We start from the raw sequence: 17,629 nt of genomic DNA, 5'->3' as shown, positions 1-17,629 counted from the left end.
GGTATGCGCCGAAACGCAGTCCCGACCTTGGCCGTGACGGCGCTCCTCTGCGCGGCGGCGCCGGCCGCGGCCGAGCGCGCACGAGCCGCCGACACCGGCAGCGATTCCCCCGTTGCGCAGAAGGACGGCAGCTCCCGACGGGCCAGCGACGTGCGTGACACGGTTCTTCGCACGGCGGGCCCTGCCCTTTCCGTCCAGGAGACGACGATTCTCGGCGAGCCCTTCCAGCGCTACGAGAACCGTTTCCGCGTTTTCGCGGAGCGTCACTGGCGCTCCGACGGACACGCTTGGGATGCGGCGAATTACTACGACCGGGCGAAGATCTTCTATGTCTGGTGGGCGCGAACGGGGGACGATACGCTCCTGAAGCGCGCAGGCGATCTCGCGGTCGACTACCGGACGAACTATCTTGAGGCGAACGACTACGGCACGTCGGCGCATTGGTCGCAGATCGCCGGTGTGGCGCTGCATTATCTCGCCACCGGCGACGAGGCCAGCCGCACCGCCGTCGGGCGCGTCGCCGACACCTTCGCGCAGCCCTACTACAGCGACAATGTCGGCAACGTGAAGGCCGAGATGGACCAGCGCATCCAGGCCCGCACCCTGGAGTCGTTCCTCTACGCCAAGCAGATCAACGCCCCCAGCGCGGCCGGCAACAACTGGGACAAGCTGCTCACCTCCAGCCTCGACAAGATCCTGTCGGCGCAAGCGGCCGATGGCGCCTGGCACTTCTCGAACTCGGACGGCGCGGTGGTGCCGTTCATGGCCGGCATGCTCAACGACACCCTGATCGACTACTACACCAACTACAAGGCCGATGCGCGCATTCCCGCCGCGATCAAGAAGTCGGTCGATTATCTCTGGAGCCATACCTGGGACGAGAAGAGCCAGTCCTTCAACTACATCGAGTTCAACGCCAAGGGCGAGGTCAAGGAGCCGGCGCCCGATCTCAACAACATGATCGTCGACGGCTTCGGCTTCGTCTACAAGATGACCGGCGACGCCACCTACAAGGAGCGCGGCGACAAGATCTTCGCCGGCGGCGTCAACGGCGCATGGCTCGAAGGTTCAAAACAGTTCAATCAGCAATATACGACATCCTACAGATACGCATCCCTCCGCGAACGGGCTGAAGCGAAGCGTTAGAGCATCGGACGTGAAAAATGGCATCCGCCTTGGGGATTGGATCCGATGCTCCCATGATAGAACAGCCCATCGTGCGGACGTCAGCCGAGGATGCCGCTTGCCGTCGCCTTCCGGCCGATCCGCTTCCCAAGCCACGGGGCGAAGAAGAACATTCTGCGCAGCGTGCGGGCGATCTCTTCCCCGGCTGAGACATATCCACCCTGCGTCATGACGATGCCGAACGGCTTGCCGCCCGTGGCGCGCGCCATGTCCACCGCGTTCCTGAGTTTCTCCTTCGCGACTGTTCCTCTTCGGCAGACGAGAACGAGAGCATCGCAGGCCGCCGCCACGGCAAAGGGATTGACCGTATCCGCCGGCCTCTCGAACAGAGGAGCGAGGTCGAGGACGATGGTGTCGTAGGACGCCAGATCGTTGTCGAGAACCCTTCTGAACCACAGGGTGTTGTCGAAGAGAAAGCGGACATCCGGGTCGGCCTGAACGGTCAGGCGCGCGAAGTCGTTCTGCGGCGAAGCGATGACGATCTTCGGCTCTTCCCGGCCCGGCGCCCAAGCCGCTTCGACAGGAGTTTCCTGGACGCCTTTCGAGATGTCGAGCAGCAGCGTCGGCTGCCCGGAGCGCGCCAGAACGCTTGCGGCAAGTGCCGCGAAAGCACTCGTGCCGGAGACGGGTTCGGGAGCCGCGAAGGCGATGGTGCGCGCTTCCGCCCGCCTCAGCGCGAGGATCGTCTCCTCGGCGGCTCTGATGCGGGAACCGTCCATGCTCTGTCCCGGCGGGGGCGTTCCGTGCATCATTCCCCCTCCTTGAAGTTCTGAGAGACGACCAGCACATCGCCGGGCCTCAGCGGCGTGGACTGGCCTGCCGTTTCGGTCGTCTCTCCCGCGTCCCCGTGGCGCACCACCGAATAGACGATCTCGGTTTTGTCGCCGCGCTCCGCCTCGAGAGAGGCGCCCGCGATCGTGTTGTAGGCCTGACGCGCCGCCGCCGCCTCGTCCGCAAGCTGAGCCGTCTCTTTCTGAAGGCGATCGATCTCGGCCTCGATGGATGCCTTGCGCTCCTCGGTGAGGGCGACGGAGTCCCGCTGCATGGCGGCGATCGTCGCCTGCACGCGCGCGGTCGACACCGCTACGTTCGCGGTCTTTTCCTCCAGCTCCGAGACTTTCATGTCCTCTTCGAAGGCGCGCTGCGCGATCACGACTCCCCTTTGCTGCAACTCTTCGAACTTTTGACGCGCCTCACGCCGCATCTGAAGCTGTTCGGCAACGCGCTTGCCTTGCTCGCGCAAGCCCTCCAGTTCCTGCGCCGCGAGCTCCATGCCGCGATTGAGCGTCGCCACCTGGTTCGACAACGATCTCTGCCGCGTCAGCAGGAGGTTCTTTTGCGCGGCGACGAGATCCTGCGCTTCCCTCTGTCCTGCAATCGCGACCAGAGCCTGAGGAACCTGAATGTCCGTCGCATTCTCGCGTTCCGCCTGCAGCCGCGCAAGGGACGCAAGAGCCTGCTTGCGATCTTCGACGGCGCGGCGATAGCGAGCCATCTCGGCATCGCCGGCCGCGGGTCCGCCGATCGTGGGGCCGGTTGCGCGGAACAGCCCGCCCGAAAGGGCGACCGCCTGGAGCACGGTCATGCCGGGATACCAAGGGATCGCTCCGGAGCGTGTCACGAGACCGGTCACGAAGACGGGCTTGTAGGCGGCGATCTCGACGGTGACGGAATTCGGCCGCCCCGTCATCTGCTCCAGCCGTTTGGAGAGAGCATCCTCGAGCTGGGCCGAGGACATGCCCCCGACCGGCATGCGACCCAGGAGCGGGATCGAGATCGTGCCGTCGGCCCCGATCCGGTAATCGCCGCTCATCTCCGGATTTCCGGGAAATCTCAAGGCGAGCTTCTCGGCATTCGCGACATCGGCACTATCCTGCCCGGACGCGGGCGGCGCTGGCGAGGACTGAGACCATGCCGGAACGCAGAGACACAACAGAACGGTAAGAAGAGGCAGACGGCACATGCGGTCACTCATCTCGCGTTACTTCTAAGACGTCATCGTCATCCAGACCGGCTCGTGATGTGCGAGCCCTCACGCCTTGGCCTTGGCGGCAGCCGACACCCTCCATGCCAGCCCTTGCAAGCCGCAGAGCAGGATCAGCGCTCCGATGAATCCCGCTGCATGACCCTGCACAAAATAGCCCGCCCACCGGGCGTGGCGAGGCATCGTCCTGGGTACTCCGAAATAGCCCGCGAGGGCTGCCGCGCCGATCACGGCCTCTCCGGCGGATGCCGGGATATAGAAACCACCCTCCCGCATCGCGAGAACCGGAAGGAGGGCGGCGGCCATCAGCAGGAGGAAGGGCATGAACGCGCGCAAGGCCTTGCCGGACACAAACGCGAAAGCGATCCCGGGCCGGCGCGGATCGGCAAGGCCGGGAAGACGCAGGACCTGCTGGAGATTGCCCGCGCCGATGCGGATCCGCCGGCGGAAATCCTGCCGCGCGGAGCTGGTCTCCAGTTCCGTCGCGACGATGCCCGGATCGTAGACGCCATCATATCCCCGCAGCACGATCCGCATCGGCAGAATGAAGTCGTCGTTGATCGTGTCCGGCGGGAGCGGCTCCCACATGTCCCGTCTGAAAAGATAGAAGGATCCATGCGCGCCCATCGGTGCGCCGAGCCTGCCTTCGGCGGCTTTCACGCGTGTCTGGTAGGCCCAGTACGCCCGCTCTCCCTCGCTGCCGGGGCGGACGAGCGCGTAGGTCGGGCAGACCACGCCGACGGAGGATCTCCCGAAATGACGGACCGCCCGGGACAGGGCCTGCGGTTCGAGAAGCGCGGAGGCGTCGCTGAGCGCGATGAGATCGGAACGGGCCTTGCCGATCTGCTCGTTGAGCACAGCCACCTTGCCGATGTTGCTGGCATGCTCGACGATGCGCAGATCGAGACCGTCCGTCCTCCTTGCCGTCCTCCTTGCAAAGCTTTGCGCGATGGCCGCGGTCCCATCGGTGCAGCCGTCGAGAGCCAGCACGATGGTCAACCGGTCGCGCGGATAGTCGAGCTGAGAAAGGTTGCGGATTTTGGCCGCGACCACGGCCTCTTCGTTGTGGGCCGGAACGATGATCGTGACCGAAGGCGAAACGGCGGGATCCGCCGCCGGGACGGGTGGCCTCCGGCCGCACCCCGCCGCGATCGCCCGGATGGCGATGGGATATCCGGCATGGTGATAGAGGATCAGGACGACGCACGCCCAGAAGACCAGCTCGATCATCGTTTCCCCAACAATGGTTGAGCCAGATAGGCTGTGTCGCAGGAACAGCAAGATACCTCGCAATTGCCGACCCTGCGCCTTGCCGGGCCATGTCACGCGCAACATCATGAACGGCGACATGCTGACCATCATGCGCCGACATGCTGCCGACGCGCGTTCCGCGCCGGCTCCCGGGCAATCCTGCCGATAGAGCCCCCGGTATCCTCGCCCGCGCGACGGCCATGGAGACAAACGACGATGGCCCATGAGACTTCCGCCGTCCTTCCGTCAAAGCCGGCCTCTCCCCGCCTGCGCGTCGCCGCCGTCATGGACACGTGGATCGTGTCGGGTCCCGGGCGTCAGCTCGCGGCCCTCGCCCAGGCGCTGAAGAGCCACGAAGTGGACCTTTGCATCTTCATGTTCCAGCGCACGGGGCGCGATCCATCCCCCTTCATCGGCTATCTCGAGCGGGCGGGCGTTTCGCATGTGGTGATCCCCGACGGCGGCCCCCTGGACATGTCCCTTCCCGGACGGCTCCGGCGGGCTTTCGGTGCATTTCAGCCGGACATCGTGCAGACCCATGGCTACCGCATGACCACCCTGTTGTTCCTGCTGCGTCGCTCCGGCCTGAGGCTGCCCTGGATCGCCTTCTTTCACGGCGCCACCGATGAGAACTGGAAGGTGCGGCTCTACAACCGCCTCGACGGGACGCTGCTGCGCCGGGCGGACCGGCTCGTCGTCCTGTCCGAGGAGAACCGCCGCGTGTTCGCGGATGCGGGAGAGCGGCTCAGGCTGATCCACAACGCGTCGTTTCCGATCCCGCCGGCGGGCGAGCCCGTCCGGCTCGACCGTCTGCGCCGGGCGGACGAGCCGCTCATTGCCGCGATATCCCGGCTCAGCCCCGAGAAGGGGCTCGACCTCCTGATCGAGGCCGTCGCACGCCTTCGTACGCGAGGAAAGCCCGTTTCCCTGGCGATCGCGGGCGACGGGCAGGAACGGACGGCGCTTGAAAGGCAGGCGGCGGCGCTGGGCATCGGCGACCGCGTCCACTTCCTCGGCACGATCCTGAACGTGACGTCGATCTATTCCCAGGTCGATGCCGTCGTCCTCCCGTCCCGCCCCGGACGGGAGGGGCTGCCGAACGTTCTGCTCGAAGCCATGCGGGCTGATGCGCCCGTGGTCGCCACCGCGGCGGGATCGGTCCCGGAGGTGCTCGCCGTTCCCGGTTCCGGCGAACTCGTCCGGCCAGGGGACGTCGACGCGCTGGTCGAGGGCATCGAGGCCGCCCTCGCTCATGGCCGCTCGCCGACGGCCGCCGCCGCCCGGGCGGCGGCGATCGGCCGGTTCTCGCTGGAGCGCCGGGTCGCCGCCCATCTGACGTTGTATGCGGAGATGCGCCCCGACATGCTGGCCTGGGCTCCTGTCGGCCCGCCCGCCACGGCTGTCCCATGACGGCGGGCGCCCCCCTCGCCATCGAGATGATCCTGCCCTCCCTCGCGACCGGAGGCATGGAGACGATGACGGCCGCCCTCGCCCGGGCCCTGGCCCGGCGGGGGCACCGCGTCGGCGTCACGTGTCTCGAGAGCGAGGGGGATCTCGCGGAGGACCTGCGGCGGACCGGAATCCCGGTCTCGCTCGTCCCCTGCCCCGGAACGGTTCCGCTCCTTCGCCCCCATCCGGGGCTGCGGGAGCACTTCGCCGCGCGGGCGCTCGATGTCGTCCACGCGCATAACGGGGTCTGGGTCAAGGCCGCCCTGGCGGCCAGGGCCGCGGGCGTTCCGGCGGTCGTTCATACGGCCCACGGTTTCGCTTTCGGCGAGCCGTGGTTCGAAGATGCGCTGCGCTGGTGGGCCGGTCTGCGCACCGACATGGTCGCGGCGGTGTCGGCCCCCTTGCGCGAGCACCTGGTCCACAAGGCGCGGATCCCCGCCTCCCGCGTGAGCACGCTCATCAACGGCATCGACACGATGCGCTTTGCGCCGCACGGTAAGAGCGGGCTCCTACGGGGAGCTGTCGGGATCGGACCGGATGTCCCCCTCGTCGGCTGCGTGGCCCGGCTCGATCCGGTCAAGAACCTTGCCCTGCTCGTCGACGCGATGACGCTCGTGGTTCGCGATCTCCCCGGCGCCCGGCTCGTGCTCGTAGGAGATGGCCCTGTGCGCGAATCCCTGCGGGAGCAGGCGCAAGCCGCGGGCCTCGGCGACAGGGTTCTGTTTCCCGGAACCTTCGCCGACACGGCCCCCGTCTATCGCGATCTCGACGTCTTCGTCCTGCCGTCCCTATCCGAGGGCACGTCGATCAGCGCCCTGGAGGCCATGGCGAGCGGAACCCCCGTGGTGGCGACGGCCGTGGGAGGAACGCCGGAACTGCTCGGCGACGGCTGCGGCGTGCTCGTGCCCCCGGGAGACGCCCGGGTTCTGGCAGACGCCATCCAGGGCCTCCTTGCCGACCCGATCGGGCGCTCCCGCATGGCCCAGGTTGCGCGCAAGCGAGTCCTGGACAGGTTCAGTCATGCGGACATGGTGCGCGCCTACGAGAGGCTTTACCGGCAGGTTGCCGGCGCGGACGCCGGCGCGATTCGAAGGAAGGCCTGACATGTGCGGCATCGCGGGAGGAATCGCCCTTTCGACGAACCGCCGGCCGGATCCGGACAAGGTCAGGACGATGGCCGGACTTCTCGCCCATCGGGGCCCCGACGGCGAGGGCCTTTGGATCTCGCCGTCGGGGCGCGCCTGCCTGGCCCACCGGAGGCTCTCCGTCATCGACATCGCCGGAGGCGGCCAGCCCATGGTCGACGGCTCCGGGACCCGCGGCATCGTCTTCAACGGCGAGATCTACAACTACCTGGAGCTCCGCGACGCCCTGGCGCGGGACGGCGAAACGTTCCGCACATCGTCCGATACCGAGGTGCTCCTGCGCCTCGTCACCCGGGACGGCGAGGAATGCGTCGAGGCGCTCGGGGGGATGTTCGCCTTCGTGGCCTGGGACGACGAGAAAGGCACCCTCGTCGCGGCGCGGGACCGCATCGGCAAGAAGCCCCTGTTCTTCGTGATGGAAGACGGCTGCCTCTATTTCGCGTCGTCGCTGGGCGCCTTGCGCGCAGGCATCGGCGGGACGCGAGCCCTCGACGCGGAGGCGCTCGATCGATACCTTGCTCTCGGCTACATCCCGGCGCCGCGTACGATCTATCAGGGCATCTGCAAGCTTCCCGCCGCGACCGTCATGATGTCGCATCGGGATTCGGTGGTGCTGCGGCGCTATTGGGACATTGCCGCGGAGCCGGAGCCTTTGGAGGGCTCCTATGAACAGGCCATGGATCGGCTCGAGGAGCTTCTGGAGACGGCGGTGAGAATCCGTCTTCGCAGCGACGTGCCGCTCGGGATCATGCTCAGCGGCGGCATCGATTCCAGTCTCGTGACGGCGCTTGCCGTCCGGCAAAGCGCGCATCCGGTGGACACGTTCTCCATCGGCTTCGGGGAACGCAGCTACGACGAAAGCGACCAGGCCGCCGAAGTCGCCCGCCATCTCGGCGCCCGCCACCACATCCTTCGTCTCGAAAGCGACCTGACCGGCCTGATCCCACGGGCCGTCGCACATTTCGGGGAGCCCTATGCCGACTCGTCGGCGCTGCCCTCCTGGGCGCTCGCCGGATTGGCCCGGCGCCACGTGACCGTAGCGCTCGGCGGAGACGGCGGCGACGAGGGCTTTTCCGGCTACGAATGGTACGCGACGGCACGCCGCCTGGGAGATTGGGCCAGCCGGATCCCGCGCGGACCCGTTCGTGCGGCGGCCTCTGCCGCCACGGCCGCGGGGCTGCTCGGGAATGCGCGAAGGATCGGGCGTTTCGCACGCGGTCTGGGCTTCCTCGCCGCGGAGGATTTTGGGGCGCGCTTTGCCGCCCTGCGTTGCTGTCTCGGAGCGGGAGAGGCAGCCTTCCTCTATCGCCGCAGCATCGCCGCCCGCGCGGAACTGCGGCGACAGGACGCGGAGCAATCGATCCGCAGTGCCTTCCGGCGAGCCTCGGGCTCGCCGCTCAGAAAGATGCGCTACGCCGACCTTGAGACCTATCTGGCGGATGATCTCATGCCCAAGATCGACGTGGCCTCCATGGCGCACGGGCTCGAGGTCCGCGCTCCTCTCCTCGACCACGCAGTGGTCCGGTTCGGGCTTTCGCTGCCGGACGAGTATCTCGTCGACGAGCGCGGCGGCAAGCGCATCCTGCGCGACCTCCTGCTGCGATATCTGCCGCGCCCCTTGATCGAGCGGCCGAAGCGAGGCTTCACCGTCCCCCTCGCGCCCTGGTTCCGCGGTGGATTGCGCCCACGCATCGAAAGTCTGGCAGGCAGCGAACGTCTGCGCGGCCTCGGCCTTTTCGATCCGAGCGGGATCCGCAGGCTCGCGGACGAGCATATCGCCGGAGCCCGCGACCACAGTCAGCGGCTCTATGCCCTGCTGGTCCTCGATCAGTGGCTGGAAGCCTCGGCGGCAGGAGCCGTCGATCCCAACCTCGTCAGGGAAGCTGCGGAGTGAAGGCCGACCCTGCTTACGAGATCCTCAGGCGGTGGATGAGGCTCTTGGCGGGAGCAAGGGCCCCGCGGCCGAGGAGGAGGAAGGCACAGGCGGGCAGGTAGAGCGCCGCGTACAGCGCCCCGTATCCGATCAGGGAGATCCATCCGCGAACCGGCCACTCGGCCGTCATCATCACGATGAGGAGAATGGCGCCGCAGCAGCAGACGACGACCGGCGCGATGGCGTCGCGCAGATAGGCCAACGGCGCCACGCCGAGCAACCTGCAGGCGAGGAGCCACGGACAGAGGCCGCGGAACACGGTCGCCGAGACCGCGATGGCGCAGCAAACGCCGAGAACCCCGAAAGGCCGCATCAGCAGAGCCGCGAGGCAGAGGGTGCATATGCCCTCCATCATGGCGAACCGCGCCAGCGTCCGATGCCGGCCCATCGCGGTCAGGATGCTGTAGGTGACCCCCTGGGCCATGGGAAAGGCCTCGCCCAGCATGAGCACCACCAGCGGTGCGAAAGCGGCGTCCTGGCGTCCGCCCTGCCAGACGGAAATGAACGGGGCGCCCAGGCTCAGGAAGCCTCCGGCGAAGAAGAGAGCCAGCACCGTGGCGGCGCGCCCGCCCCCGACGAACAGGATCTTCTGCTCGTCCCCATGTCGCCCGAAGAACAGGACAGCCGCTCGCGGCGCTGCGATCTGGGTCAGGGACAGCATCACCGTGGCGCAATAGGTGGTGAGTTGCCGGGCGATGGAAAATGTCGCCACCGCCCGGTTGCCGAGGCTGTGGCCGACGAGGGTCGGCCCGATCTGCTGAGTGAGGGATCGCGCCATCGAGAGCGCGGAGAACCAGACGCCGATCGGATAGATCTCCCGGAGCGCCGCACGGCTCATGACGCCGGGTATCGGCCTCAGGCGAGGCTCGACCCACCATGCGCACGCGGCCTGCAGGGTGACCATCGTGACGTTGGCCGTCAGTCCGATGGCGGCCAGATGCGACAGAGGTGATCCTTCATGGATCAGGAGAAGGATCAGACTCAGACGAAGGCCGATGATCGGCATTTCGATGAGGCTGCTGAGATCGAAGCGCTCGTGGCTCCACAGGACGACGTCGAAGACCGAAGTGGGAAAGTAGAGAGCGGCCCAGACACCGGCGATGATGAGGGCCGTCCTGACATCGGCGAGCTGATGGTCGGGGACATGGAAGATCAGCGGGAAGATCTCGGCCAGGCCGACGGCCGCCAGCAAGGTGACAGCCCCGGCGCCGGTGAGGAGCGTGAGAGCGGTCGACAGGGTCCGGTTGAAGCCCTCGATGTCGCCGGTCCCCCGATGCCCCGCGAGGAGCCGACCGAGGGCGCCGACAATTCCGAGATCGAGGACCAGGAGATAGGCGGCCATCGTCGAGATCAGCGCCCAGATTCCGAAATTCTCGGCCCCCAGCACCTTGAGCAGATAGGCGACCGTGATGAGGCCCTCGCATGCCCGGAGGACGGCGACGGTTGCCGTCATCCCCACATTGACGATGGATCTGTGGCGCGTCCTGCTCATGCTCCTCCCTTGCCGTCGCGATCCCTGGAACCGTACGCCCGCCGGCCCTCCTCGTCAGCGCACCATTTTGGGATCGCACAGAACCGAGAAGGTGAGCGCACCGATCCAGAGGTCCAGGGAAGGACTCTGATGCACCAGGTAGTAGAGATCGTATTCCAGTTTGTGGCGGGTATCGTGGACCGTTTCCGCATAGCCGTAGCGAACCTGCGCCCAGCCGGTGAGCCCAGGCCGAACGAGGTGCCTCAGATCATAGCAGGGGAGCTTGCGGCGGTAGGCTTCCACCAGGGGGACCTGTTCGGGCCTCGGACCGATCAGCGTCATGTCGCCGCACAGGATGTTCCAGAACTGGGGCAGTTCATCGAGATGGGTACTTCGTAAGAAGTGTCCGAGCGGGGTGATCCTGCTGTCGTTGATTGCGGTCGCGATTCCGGTCTGCTCCGGCGCGGGCTTCATCGTTCGCAACTTCCAGATTCGGAAGATCCGCCCTTTGTATCCGACCCTCTCCTGAACGTAGAAGACGGGCCCTCCCATGCTGGTCCGGATCGCCAGGGCCGTGATGGCGATCACGACCAGGACGGCCGGTCCTGCAAGCAGGACGAAGGCAATGTCGATGGCTCTCTTCACATGGCAGTAGACGCGCTTCGAAGCAACGGCCTCCGACACCTGGGCCGCCGTTGCTTGCGTGAGAGAAACCTTCTCGGGCGTTGCATATGCTTGCTTGGTATCTGCGGAGAAATTCGTAAGCACCCGACTTACCTCAAAGTTTCAGTGCTCCCCGTTCATTCCCTGGTTTATATTCTCAGTTTGTCGATGGTTGTTCGTTGCACCGTCCGGCTTTCGTTTCCCCGCATGAGCGCGCTCTGTGGAGCCGCACCCCTGTTTCCGCAAACCGGCCTCGAGTATCGGGAATTACAGAATGCGCCCGCCGCACGGTCAACGGGAATAAAGAGACGGCGGCGCATCGGGTGAGCGGCGGAACTTTTTTCGTGCAACCGTCTCGGACCGACGCGCATCCGGCAGGCAAAGTCGCGCCCCGCTTCTGATAATTCGGAAGCACGCATAGGAATAAGAAGCCTCGGCGGCCCGCTTCAACTTGAGCGGACGAGAATCTCTACGAGCCTCGTCTCTATATCGCCTTATTTCCCTTCTCTAAAGCCATGCCATGAGCCTGAGCTTGGGTGTTTGGGGCGTGTCAATTCTTCCACGTCGGAAGATTGCCGTCGCCGAACCGCAAGTCCGGCATGAGCCCAATTTTTCCGAGCAGCAACCGGTTCCGGTTGACCTTATTGCAACGACACATCTCACGCTGACATGCCCGCTTTTTGCGCGGGACCATGTCGAGTCAAACCTGCGTTTTGGATATCGGACTGCACTAGATCGGCTTTAGAGGGAAAGGAGTCAGCGACTCAGACGGTTCAGTTTTCAGTAAAATTAATAATTTTCCGCGAATTTAAATAATTCACATCAAAAACAATTCATTGTGGGCAGACCTAATGACGACATCTTCTCCTGCTTTTCAGTCCCTCCTTGCGCCCAAAATCTCCGTCAGCTCAGTGGCATCGAAGGGCGGCGTCTACGGCACATACGAGTCCAATTTTTCCAAATATGCGGCCCAGCATTGGAGTGAGGATGGCTCCTCCTGGGAGGACGCGAATTACTACGACCGCGCTGAGATCTTCTACAACTGGTACAACCGGACGGGCGACAGTTCCTATCTCGCCAAGGCGAATGCCCTCGCGGTCGACTACCGGACGAACTATCTTGAGGCGAACGACTACGGCACGTCGGCGCATTGGTCGCAGATCGCCGGTGTGGCGCTGCATTATCTCGCCACCGGCGACGAGGCCAGCCGCACCGCCGTCGGGCGCGTCGCCGACACCTTCGCGCAGCCCTACTACAGCGACAATGTCGGCAACGTGAAGGCCGAGATGGACCAGCGCATCCAGGCCCGCACCCTGGAGTCGTTCCTCTACGCCAAGCAGATCAACGCCCCCAGCGCGGCCGGCAACAACTGGGACAAGCTGCTCACCTCCAGCCTCGACAAGATCCTGTCGGCGCAAGCGGCCGATGGCGCCTGGCACTTCTCGAACTCGGACGGCGCGGTGGTGCCGTTCATGGCCGGCATGCTCAACGACACCCTGATCGACTACTACACCAACTACAAGGCCGATGCGCGCATTCCCGCCGCGATCAAGAAGTCGGTCGATTATCTCTGGAGCCATACCTGGGACGAGAAGAGCCAGTCCTTCAACTACATCGAGTTCAACGCCAAGGGCGAGGTCAAGGAGCCGGCGCCCGATCTCAACAACATGATCGTCGACGGCTTCGGCTTCGTCTACAAGATGACCGGCGACGCCACCTACAAGGAGCGCGGCGACAAGATCTTCGCCGGCGGCGTCAACGGCGCATGGCTCGAAGGTTCAAAACAGTTCAACGAACAATACACGAGCTCGTTGAAATATCTCGCCTACACGCTGGGCGACGGGAACGTCAGCGCCCCGGCGCCGCAGCCCCAGCCGACTTCCCTCGTGAAAACCCAGGTCAGCTACACGCTGGCAGCGGACGAGGTCAATCTGACGGCTACCGGCTCGAACGCGATCTCCCTGACGGGCAACAAGCTCGACAACGTGATCAAGGGCAATGCCGCCGCCAATAAGATCTACGGCGGCGCGGGCAACGACACGCTCAGCGGCGGATCGGGAGACGACAGGCTCACCGGCGCATCGGGGAACGATACGCTGACCGGCGGCGCAGGCAAGGATGCCTTCGTCTTCAACGCCAAGCCGAACGCGAAGACCAATATCGACAAGATCGTCGACTTCAAGCATGGGGAAGACAGCGTCTGGCTCGACAACGCCGTCTTCACCAAGCTCGGCAAAGCCGGATCGACCAGCGACCCGGCGCCCCTGAACAAGGCCTTCTTCACTGTGGGAACCAAGGCGAAGGACGCCAATGACCACGTGATCTACGACAAGGGAACGGGCAAGCTGTTCTACGATGCGGACGGCTCCGGCCACGGGGCCGCCGCCCAGATCGCGACCCTTTCGAAGGGGCTCGCCCTGTCCCACTCGGACTTCTTCGTCGTCTGACCAAGTCGCGCTCGGTCCTCTCGCCCCGTGCTCTCCACGATCCGCCTCGTGGAGAGCACGGGGATTTCTCACCTCAACCCGTAGAGAATCCTGCCGAGCGTTGCGCCGACCGGACTTGCGCATATCAGCGAACTCCAGAAATACGGAAGGCGATGCATTCCCGGCGAGCGGAACCGGCGCCTGAGATCGCCGGCTCGCTGCCGTCGTCCCCAAAGTCCCAGCACGCAAGCGGTCTTGTAGGCCCGAATCGCCAGGATCTTGGTGAGGAGTGGCTTCAGCTCTTCGGGGCAGCATGCCTCGATTTCCTCGGGCTCGCTCAGGAACGGCTCGACCGGACGCGGAGCGGCCAGGTTGCCGCTCAGCTGCGATGCGTCCCGGTGGTATCGGACCACCGGCTCCATGTTGAACAGCACCGGCTCGTTCAGCAGGACCTTCAGCCACAGGAACGCATCCTCTCCGTAGAGGCACCGGTTCCTCTCATAGAATCCGCCGTGCTTCCGGAAGGCGCCCATTCTCACGACCGTCGACCATGGCGACATATAGGCCAGCATATGGACCGCCAGCATGGGAGCCGTCTCCGGCTCGAGACGGTGAAGGCCCGAGCGGATTCCACGGTCACGCCACATGTTTTCCGTCGGCAGGCCGCCAGGCATTTCGAAGTACCCCGAAGAGACCGTCGCGGCCTCGGGATGATCGGTGAGCAGCCGAACGCTCTCGGCCAGATAGGACGGCAGCCATTCGTCATCGGCATCGAGGAAGGCGACGAGATCTCCGCGAGCGCTATCCACACCGCGGTTTCGCGCATGTCCGGGACCGCTGTTTTTTTGGGATATCACTCTGACCCGGTCATCGGGAAAGCGTCTGGCCAGCGTTGCGCCCTCGTCCGTCGAGCCGTCGTCCACGACGACGACTTCGAAGTCGGCGAGCGTCTGCGACGCAACGGACTCGAGACACCGGACGATGTGCGGGCCCTTGTTGAAGAGAGGTATGACGACAGAAACGAACACGGCGAGCCTCGTGGCGATCCCTGTGTCACATGGATAGTGCGCTGACCGCTTCGTACCAGTCCCGGCCGTGCGGAGCTGCGGGACAATCGGCTGCGCGGACCTGCGGCGGCCGCTCGCAAGTGCGGGGCACAGGCATGCGCTCGCCGCCGGCGACGCATCGCACCTGCACACGGATTATCTGCGCCATCCGCTTCAACTCGCGACCAAGGCGCCATCGCCCGCTCCTGCCCGCTCTTCATAGCGCCCTGATCAGGATGCTGTCCCGATTTCACCCCGTGCGCGTTGCGGCGCTGCGCTGGCGCGGGACCGTGTCGGGAGCCGGGATCAGCCAGTCCCGCAAGGCACCGGGTTCGCCATCCAGTCCAGCCTCCGATGCGGCGACGAGGTTGTACATTTCCCGCGCTGTCACGTAGTGAAGCCTGAAACGCTCGCCGTCGTTGTAGCGCGCCTCGGCATCGGAGAAGAGGGCCTCGAGATCACGGCCCAACAGGGCCTCGCGATCGCCGTCCGCTGCCCCATGGCAGGACAGCTTGATGAAAAGCCAGTCGGGCCGCCCCTCGACGTGAACGCCCGCCCGAACCCAACGGTCGAAGCGCTCGCGCCGATAACAGTGGTTCATCGTCAGCGTGCCGTCGTCCATTCCCGGCCGGAGCATGCCGCCTCGCCCCCGCTTCAGATGCGGCACGAGAGGTCCCTCGATGAGGACGAGGCCCGACTTGCGCGGCGCCCCATGCTGCGCGGCGACACCCCTATCGTAGCATTTAGGACATGTCGGATCGCCGGCCGCATAATAGATGCTGTTCACCTGCCGAGGCTGGGCCGTGGTTTGCCATGCCGGGAAAGTAAAGTCCGCGTAACAGCCCTCCTGTTCCAGGATGGCGAGCTCATTGTTCACGCCGCAGAAATTGGCCCCGCCCTCGCAGCGCGAATTGGCGAGGGCGAAATTCCCGTGAATGAACCCCCAGGCCGGGCGTCCGCTGGGCCAGGTCGAGAGTGCGCCATGCGCCCGGAAGGTCTCGAGGCCCTCACGCAGCGTCCGGCGAAGGGTCGATTCGGTATCGTCGCGATGGTGGAGGTGGAATTCGATCTCTCCCCAGCCCGCCGCGCAGAGGTCGCGCAACCGGGAGAACTCCCATTCATCATATTCGTCCCATGGATAGAAGAAGCTGTGTGCGGGCGTAAAGCCGTCGTGGTCCCGGTGCCGGCCAGCGACGAGAGGGTATTCCCGCAGCCATTGCTCAAGACGTTTGCGCGCCATGGGCTGCCCGGGCCGATGGACCTGCGGCTCGAAGTGATCGGTGATGGCGAGGAAGAGGTGAACCGGGCCCCCTGCCGGCCTACCGCCTGGGTAGGCGCGCCTCATGGCGGCGCGGGCGGTGATGTCGAGCGTATGGAGGCGAAGCTGCCAGGTCATGACTTGGAGGCCCTGACGATCAGATGGGGCTCTCGGCAGACCGAGAAGGGGCGCAATCCCCCTGCCGTCAGGATGCGCCGCATGCCCGACGGCGTCTGGACGGTCTCGCACCGTCCTCCGATGCGGAACTGACGCCCGAGAACATGGAGCAGGAGACTGTTGATGCCGATGCCGCCGCAGAAGATCAGGTCCTTTACGCCCCCCGACCGGATATCCTGGCCAATGCGGCGCAACAGCATGCCTGGAGGATGCAGCATGGCCCAAAACTCGCCGCCGGGCTCAAGGACGCGAGCCACCTCGGCGACAACCCTGGAAATGTCCATGTAGGGCAGTGCAACGCGTGAGAACACGAGATCGAAGCTGCGATCGGGAAACGGGAGAAATTCGCCCTGGCCGGCGAGCAGATGGATATTGGACGCAACGAGCCTGGACCCAGCCGCCAGGGCGTCGGCGTCGCGATCGACTCCCCATGCTTCGACGGCGCCGGACAATTGCAACGCCATGAGGCTTTGCCCCATTCCGCATCCGATATCGAGGATGCGGCGGTGGTCCGAGCGGATCGGCGGCAAGGCATGGTTGGGATGCGCCGGATCCCGTGCGATCTCCCATTCCCCATAGTGATAATGGAGGGCGGGATCCCCAGGGATCTGCCCCGCCGTGCCCGTCTCACTCCGGCGGCTCGGGGTCATCGGCATTCGGTTCCGCAGTTCAGCACGGGTCTACTCCCGGATTGAGCGGTATGAGCCCGCGCCTTCGCCGCAGAGCCCGATATCGGATAAGCGACCCTGCCTCCGCTGCCAGTCGCCGCCTTCGGAGTGCCTCCGACGTCCGGCATCACACTCCGACGAGAGACGGATCAGTGTCATCTGATATTTCGGGCTAGTCGTCTCGAAAGGGGCGGACCGCCCCGGGGCCCGCATGTCGGCGCCGGCTTCGCCCCTGCTCCCACGGAAGCGTCGATGCGGTCGGTTCGGGCAGCCCCGCAACCGGAGGCGGAAGGCGACTTTTTGCGCCTCCCAGAGGGTGGTCCCCTCCCCTTTTTCGGACATGACGATTGAGAGACGTTGCCTCGTGGGGGCCCCGTCCTAGTCGCCCTGGTTCGGATGTGATAATTCCGGCTCGTAGGCTTAGCCTGAAGCCCAATGAACAGCGAGGCGGGTGACGTTGATCATTCTTTACGGAATTCTTGCGGTCTGCTCCGGCGCTCTCACGATGGCCCTGCTATGGCCGCTCGGGCTGCTGATCGCCTTGCCGGCGTCGGTTGTTGTGGGCGCTGTTTTGATCGTGGGCGTGGCGCTGGTGCGTTTCATGGCGCGTTCGGCTGGCGTGCGGCGGGGTCTGGGCGACGCGGGCTGACGGGCCCTGCGGCGATCGCGCCGGCCTTGTGGCGTCGTGCGCGTCCGGACGGCCGAAAGCCCTCCGGGCGGGTGGCGCGGGAGGGCGTTTGGTTCGAGATCTGGGATTTGGTTGCGGGGACAGGATTTGAACCTGTGACCTTCAGGTTATGAGCCTGACGAGCTACCGGGCTGCTCCACCCCGCGTCATGGCCGTTCGGGAGCGCTGGCTCCTGCGGGCATGGGCTTTTGGAGTTTGGTTTCGTCAAGAGGCGTGCTGTCCTTTGCAGGTCCGGCGATGACCTACTCTCCCGGGTCTTGAGACACAGTACCATCGGCGCTGAGG

Annotated in this window: 14 protein-coding genes, 1 tRNA gene and 1 rRNA gene (1 of these 16 only partly in view); 6 read left to right on the top strand and 10 right to left on the bottom strand. The window is 65.4% G+C overall.

The window, feature by feature from the left end:
* Positions 1–3 precede the first annotated feature (3 nt).
* Positions 4–1,146 (top strand): hypothetical protein, encoded by a 1,143-nt coding sequence (locus tag RE429_RS23510; protein ID WP_414475753.1) that lies wholly within the window; start codon positions 4–6, stop codon positions 1,144–1,146.
* An 80-nt stretch (positions 1,147–1,226) separates the two neighbouring features.
* On the opposite strand, the gene RE429_RS23505 is transcribed toward RE429_RS23510, so the two are convergent.
* From RE429_RS23505 to RE429_RS23495, 3 genes are read right to left on the bottom strand one after another with little or no spacing between them, the layout of a single operon-like run.
* The gene (locus tag RE429_RS23505) at positions 1,227–1,937 is read right to left on the bottom strand and encodes a hypothetical protein (RefSeq protein ID WP_414475752.1); all 711 of its coding nucleotides are present in this window, start codon (positions 1,935–1,937) and stop codon (positions 1,227–1,229) included.
* The gene (locus tag RE429_RS23500) at positions 1,934–3,160 is read right to left on the bottom strand and encodes a polysaccharide biosynthesis/export family protein (protein WP_414475751.1); all 1,227 of its coding nucleotides are present in this window, start codon (positions 3,158–3,160) and stop codon (positions 1,934–1,936) included. The genes RE429_RS23505 and RE429_RS23500 overlap by 4 nt, the downstream gene beginning before the upstream one ends.
* A 57-nt stretch (positions 3,161–3,217) precedes the next feature.
* Positions 3,218–4,399, bottom strand: a complete 1,182-nt coding sequence (locus RE429_RS23495) for a glycosyltransferase family 2 protein (RefSeq protein ID WP_414475750.1) — start codon at positions 4,397–4,399, stop codon at positions 3,218–3,220.
* A gap of 237 nt (positions 4,400–4,636) precedes the next feature.
* On the opposite strand from RE429_RS23495, the gene RE429_RS23490 reads away from it, so the two are divergent.
* The 3 genes from RE429_RS23490 to asnB are packed head-to-tail and all read left to right on the top strand — an operon-like array spanning position 4,637 to position 8,908.
* Positions 4,637–5,830, top strand: coding sequence for a glycosyltransferase (locus RE429_RS23490; protein ID WP_414475749.1), 1,194 nt, complete (start codon positions 4,637–4,639; stop codon positions 5,828–5,830).
* Entirely contained in the window at positions 5,827–6,972 is a 1,146-nt protein-coding gene (locus RE429_RS23485; protein ID WP_414475748.1) for a glycosyltransferase, read from the top strand. The genes RE429_RS23490 and RE429_RS23485 overlap by 4 nt, the downstream gene beginning before the upstream one ends.
* Before the next feature lies 1 nt (position 6,973).
* Positions 6,974–8,908 (top strand): asparagine synthase (glutamine-hydrolyzing), encoded by a 1,935-nt coding sequence (asnB, locus tag RE429_RS23480; RefSeq protein WP_414475747.1) that lies wholly within the window; start codon positions 6,974–6,976, stop codon positions 8,906–8,908.
* 13 nt (positions 8,909–8,921) lie between these two features.
* Here asnB and RE429_RS23475 read toward each other — a convergent pair whose 3' ends face one another.
* Together RE429_RS23475 and RE429_RS23470 are read right to left on the bottom strand one after the other, a co-directional pair.
* Positions 8,922–10,439, bottom strand: a complete 1,518-nt coding sequence (locus RE429_RS23475; RefSeq protein WP_414475746.1) for a lipopolysaccharide biosynthesis protein — start codon at positions 10,437–10,439, stop codon at positions 8,922–8,924.
* 54 nt (positions 10,440–10,493) lie between these two features.
* On the bottom strand, positions 10,494–11,102 hold the full coding sequence (locus tag RE429_RS23470) for a sugar transferase (protein ID WP_414475745.1): 609 nt from the start codon (positions 11,100–11,102) through the stop codon (positions 10,494–10,496).
* Positions 11,103–11,932: 830 nt separating this feature from the next.
* On the opposite strand from RE429_RS23470, the gene RE429_RS23465 reads away from it, so the two are divergent.
* Complete coding sequence (locus RE429_RS23465) at positions 11,933–13,528, top strand: calcium-binding protein (RefSeq protein WP_414475744.1); 1,596 nt, start codon at positions 11,933–11,935, stop codon at positions 13,526–13,528.
* A 68-nt stretch (positions 13,529–13,596) separates the two neighbouring features.
* On the opposite strand, the gene RE429_RS23460 is transcribed toward RE429_RS23465, so the two are convergent.
* The 3 genes from RE429_RS23460 to RE429_RS23450 form a co-directional block, all read right to left on the bottom strand.
* Positions 13,597–14,535, bottom strand: a complete 939-nt coding sequence (locus tag RE429_RS23460) for a glycosyltransferase family 2 protein (protein ID WP_414475743.1) — start codon at positions 14,533–14,535, stop codon at positions 13,597–13,599.
* A 268-nt stretch (positions 14,536–14,803) separates the two neighbouring features.
* Positions 14,804–15,949, bottom strand: a complete 1,146-nt coding sequence (locus RE429_RS23455) for a hypothetical protein (protein WP_414475742.1) — start codon at positions 15,947–15,949, stop codon at positions 14,804–14,806.
* Positions 15,946–16,638, bottom strand: coding sequence for a class I SAM-dependent methyltransferase (locus RE429_RS23450; RefSeq protein ID WP_414475741.1), 693 nt, complete (start codon positions 16,636–16,638; stop codon positions 15,946–15,948). The genes RE429_RS23455 and RE429_RS23450 overlap by 4 nt, the downstream gene beginning before the upstream one ends.
* A gap of 475 nt (positions 16,639–17,113) precedes the next feature.
* Here RE429_RS23450 and RE429_RS23445 point away from each other — a divergent pair, with 475 nt between their 5' ends.
* Positions 17,114–17,305, top strand: coding sequence for a hypothetical protein (locus tag RE429_RS23445; RefSeq protein ID WP_414475182.1), 192 nt, complete (start codon positions 17,114–17,116; stop codon positions 17,303–17,305).
* A 108-nt stretch (positions 17,306–17,413) separates the two neighbouring features.
* On the opposite strand, the gene RE429_RS23440 is transcribed toward RE429_RS23445, so the two are convergent.
* Together RE429_RS23440 and rrf are read right to left on the bottom strand one after the other, a co-directional pair.
* Positions 17,414–17,490: transfer RNA gene (locus tag RE429_RS23440), tRNA-Met, on the bottom strand.
* Between the two features lie 83 nt (positions 17,491–17,573).
* A 5S ribosomal RNA gene (gene rrf / locus RE429_RS23435) occupies positions 17,574–17,629 on the bottom strand; it runs 60 nt beyond the window's last position.

The organism is Microvirga sp. M2, from assembly GCF_047497095.1.
GTDB lineage: Bacteria > Pseudomonadota > Alphaproteobacteria > Rhizobiales > Beijerinckiaceae > Microvirga.
This window is presented reverse-complemented; position numbering and strand designations above follow the sequence as displayed.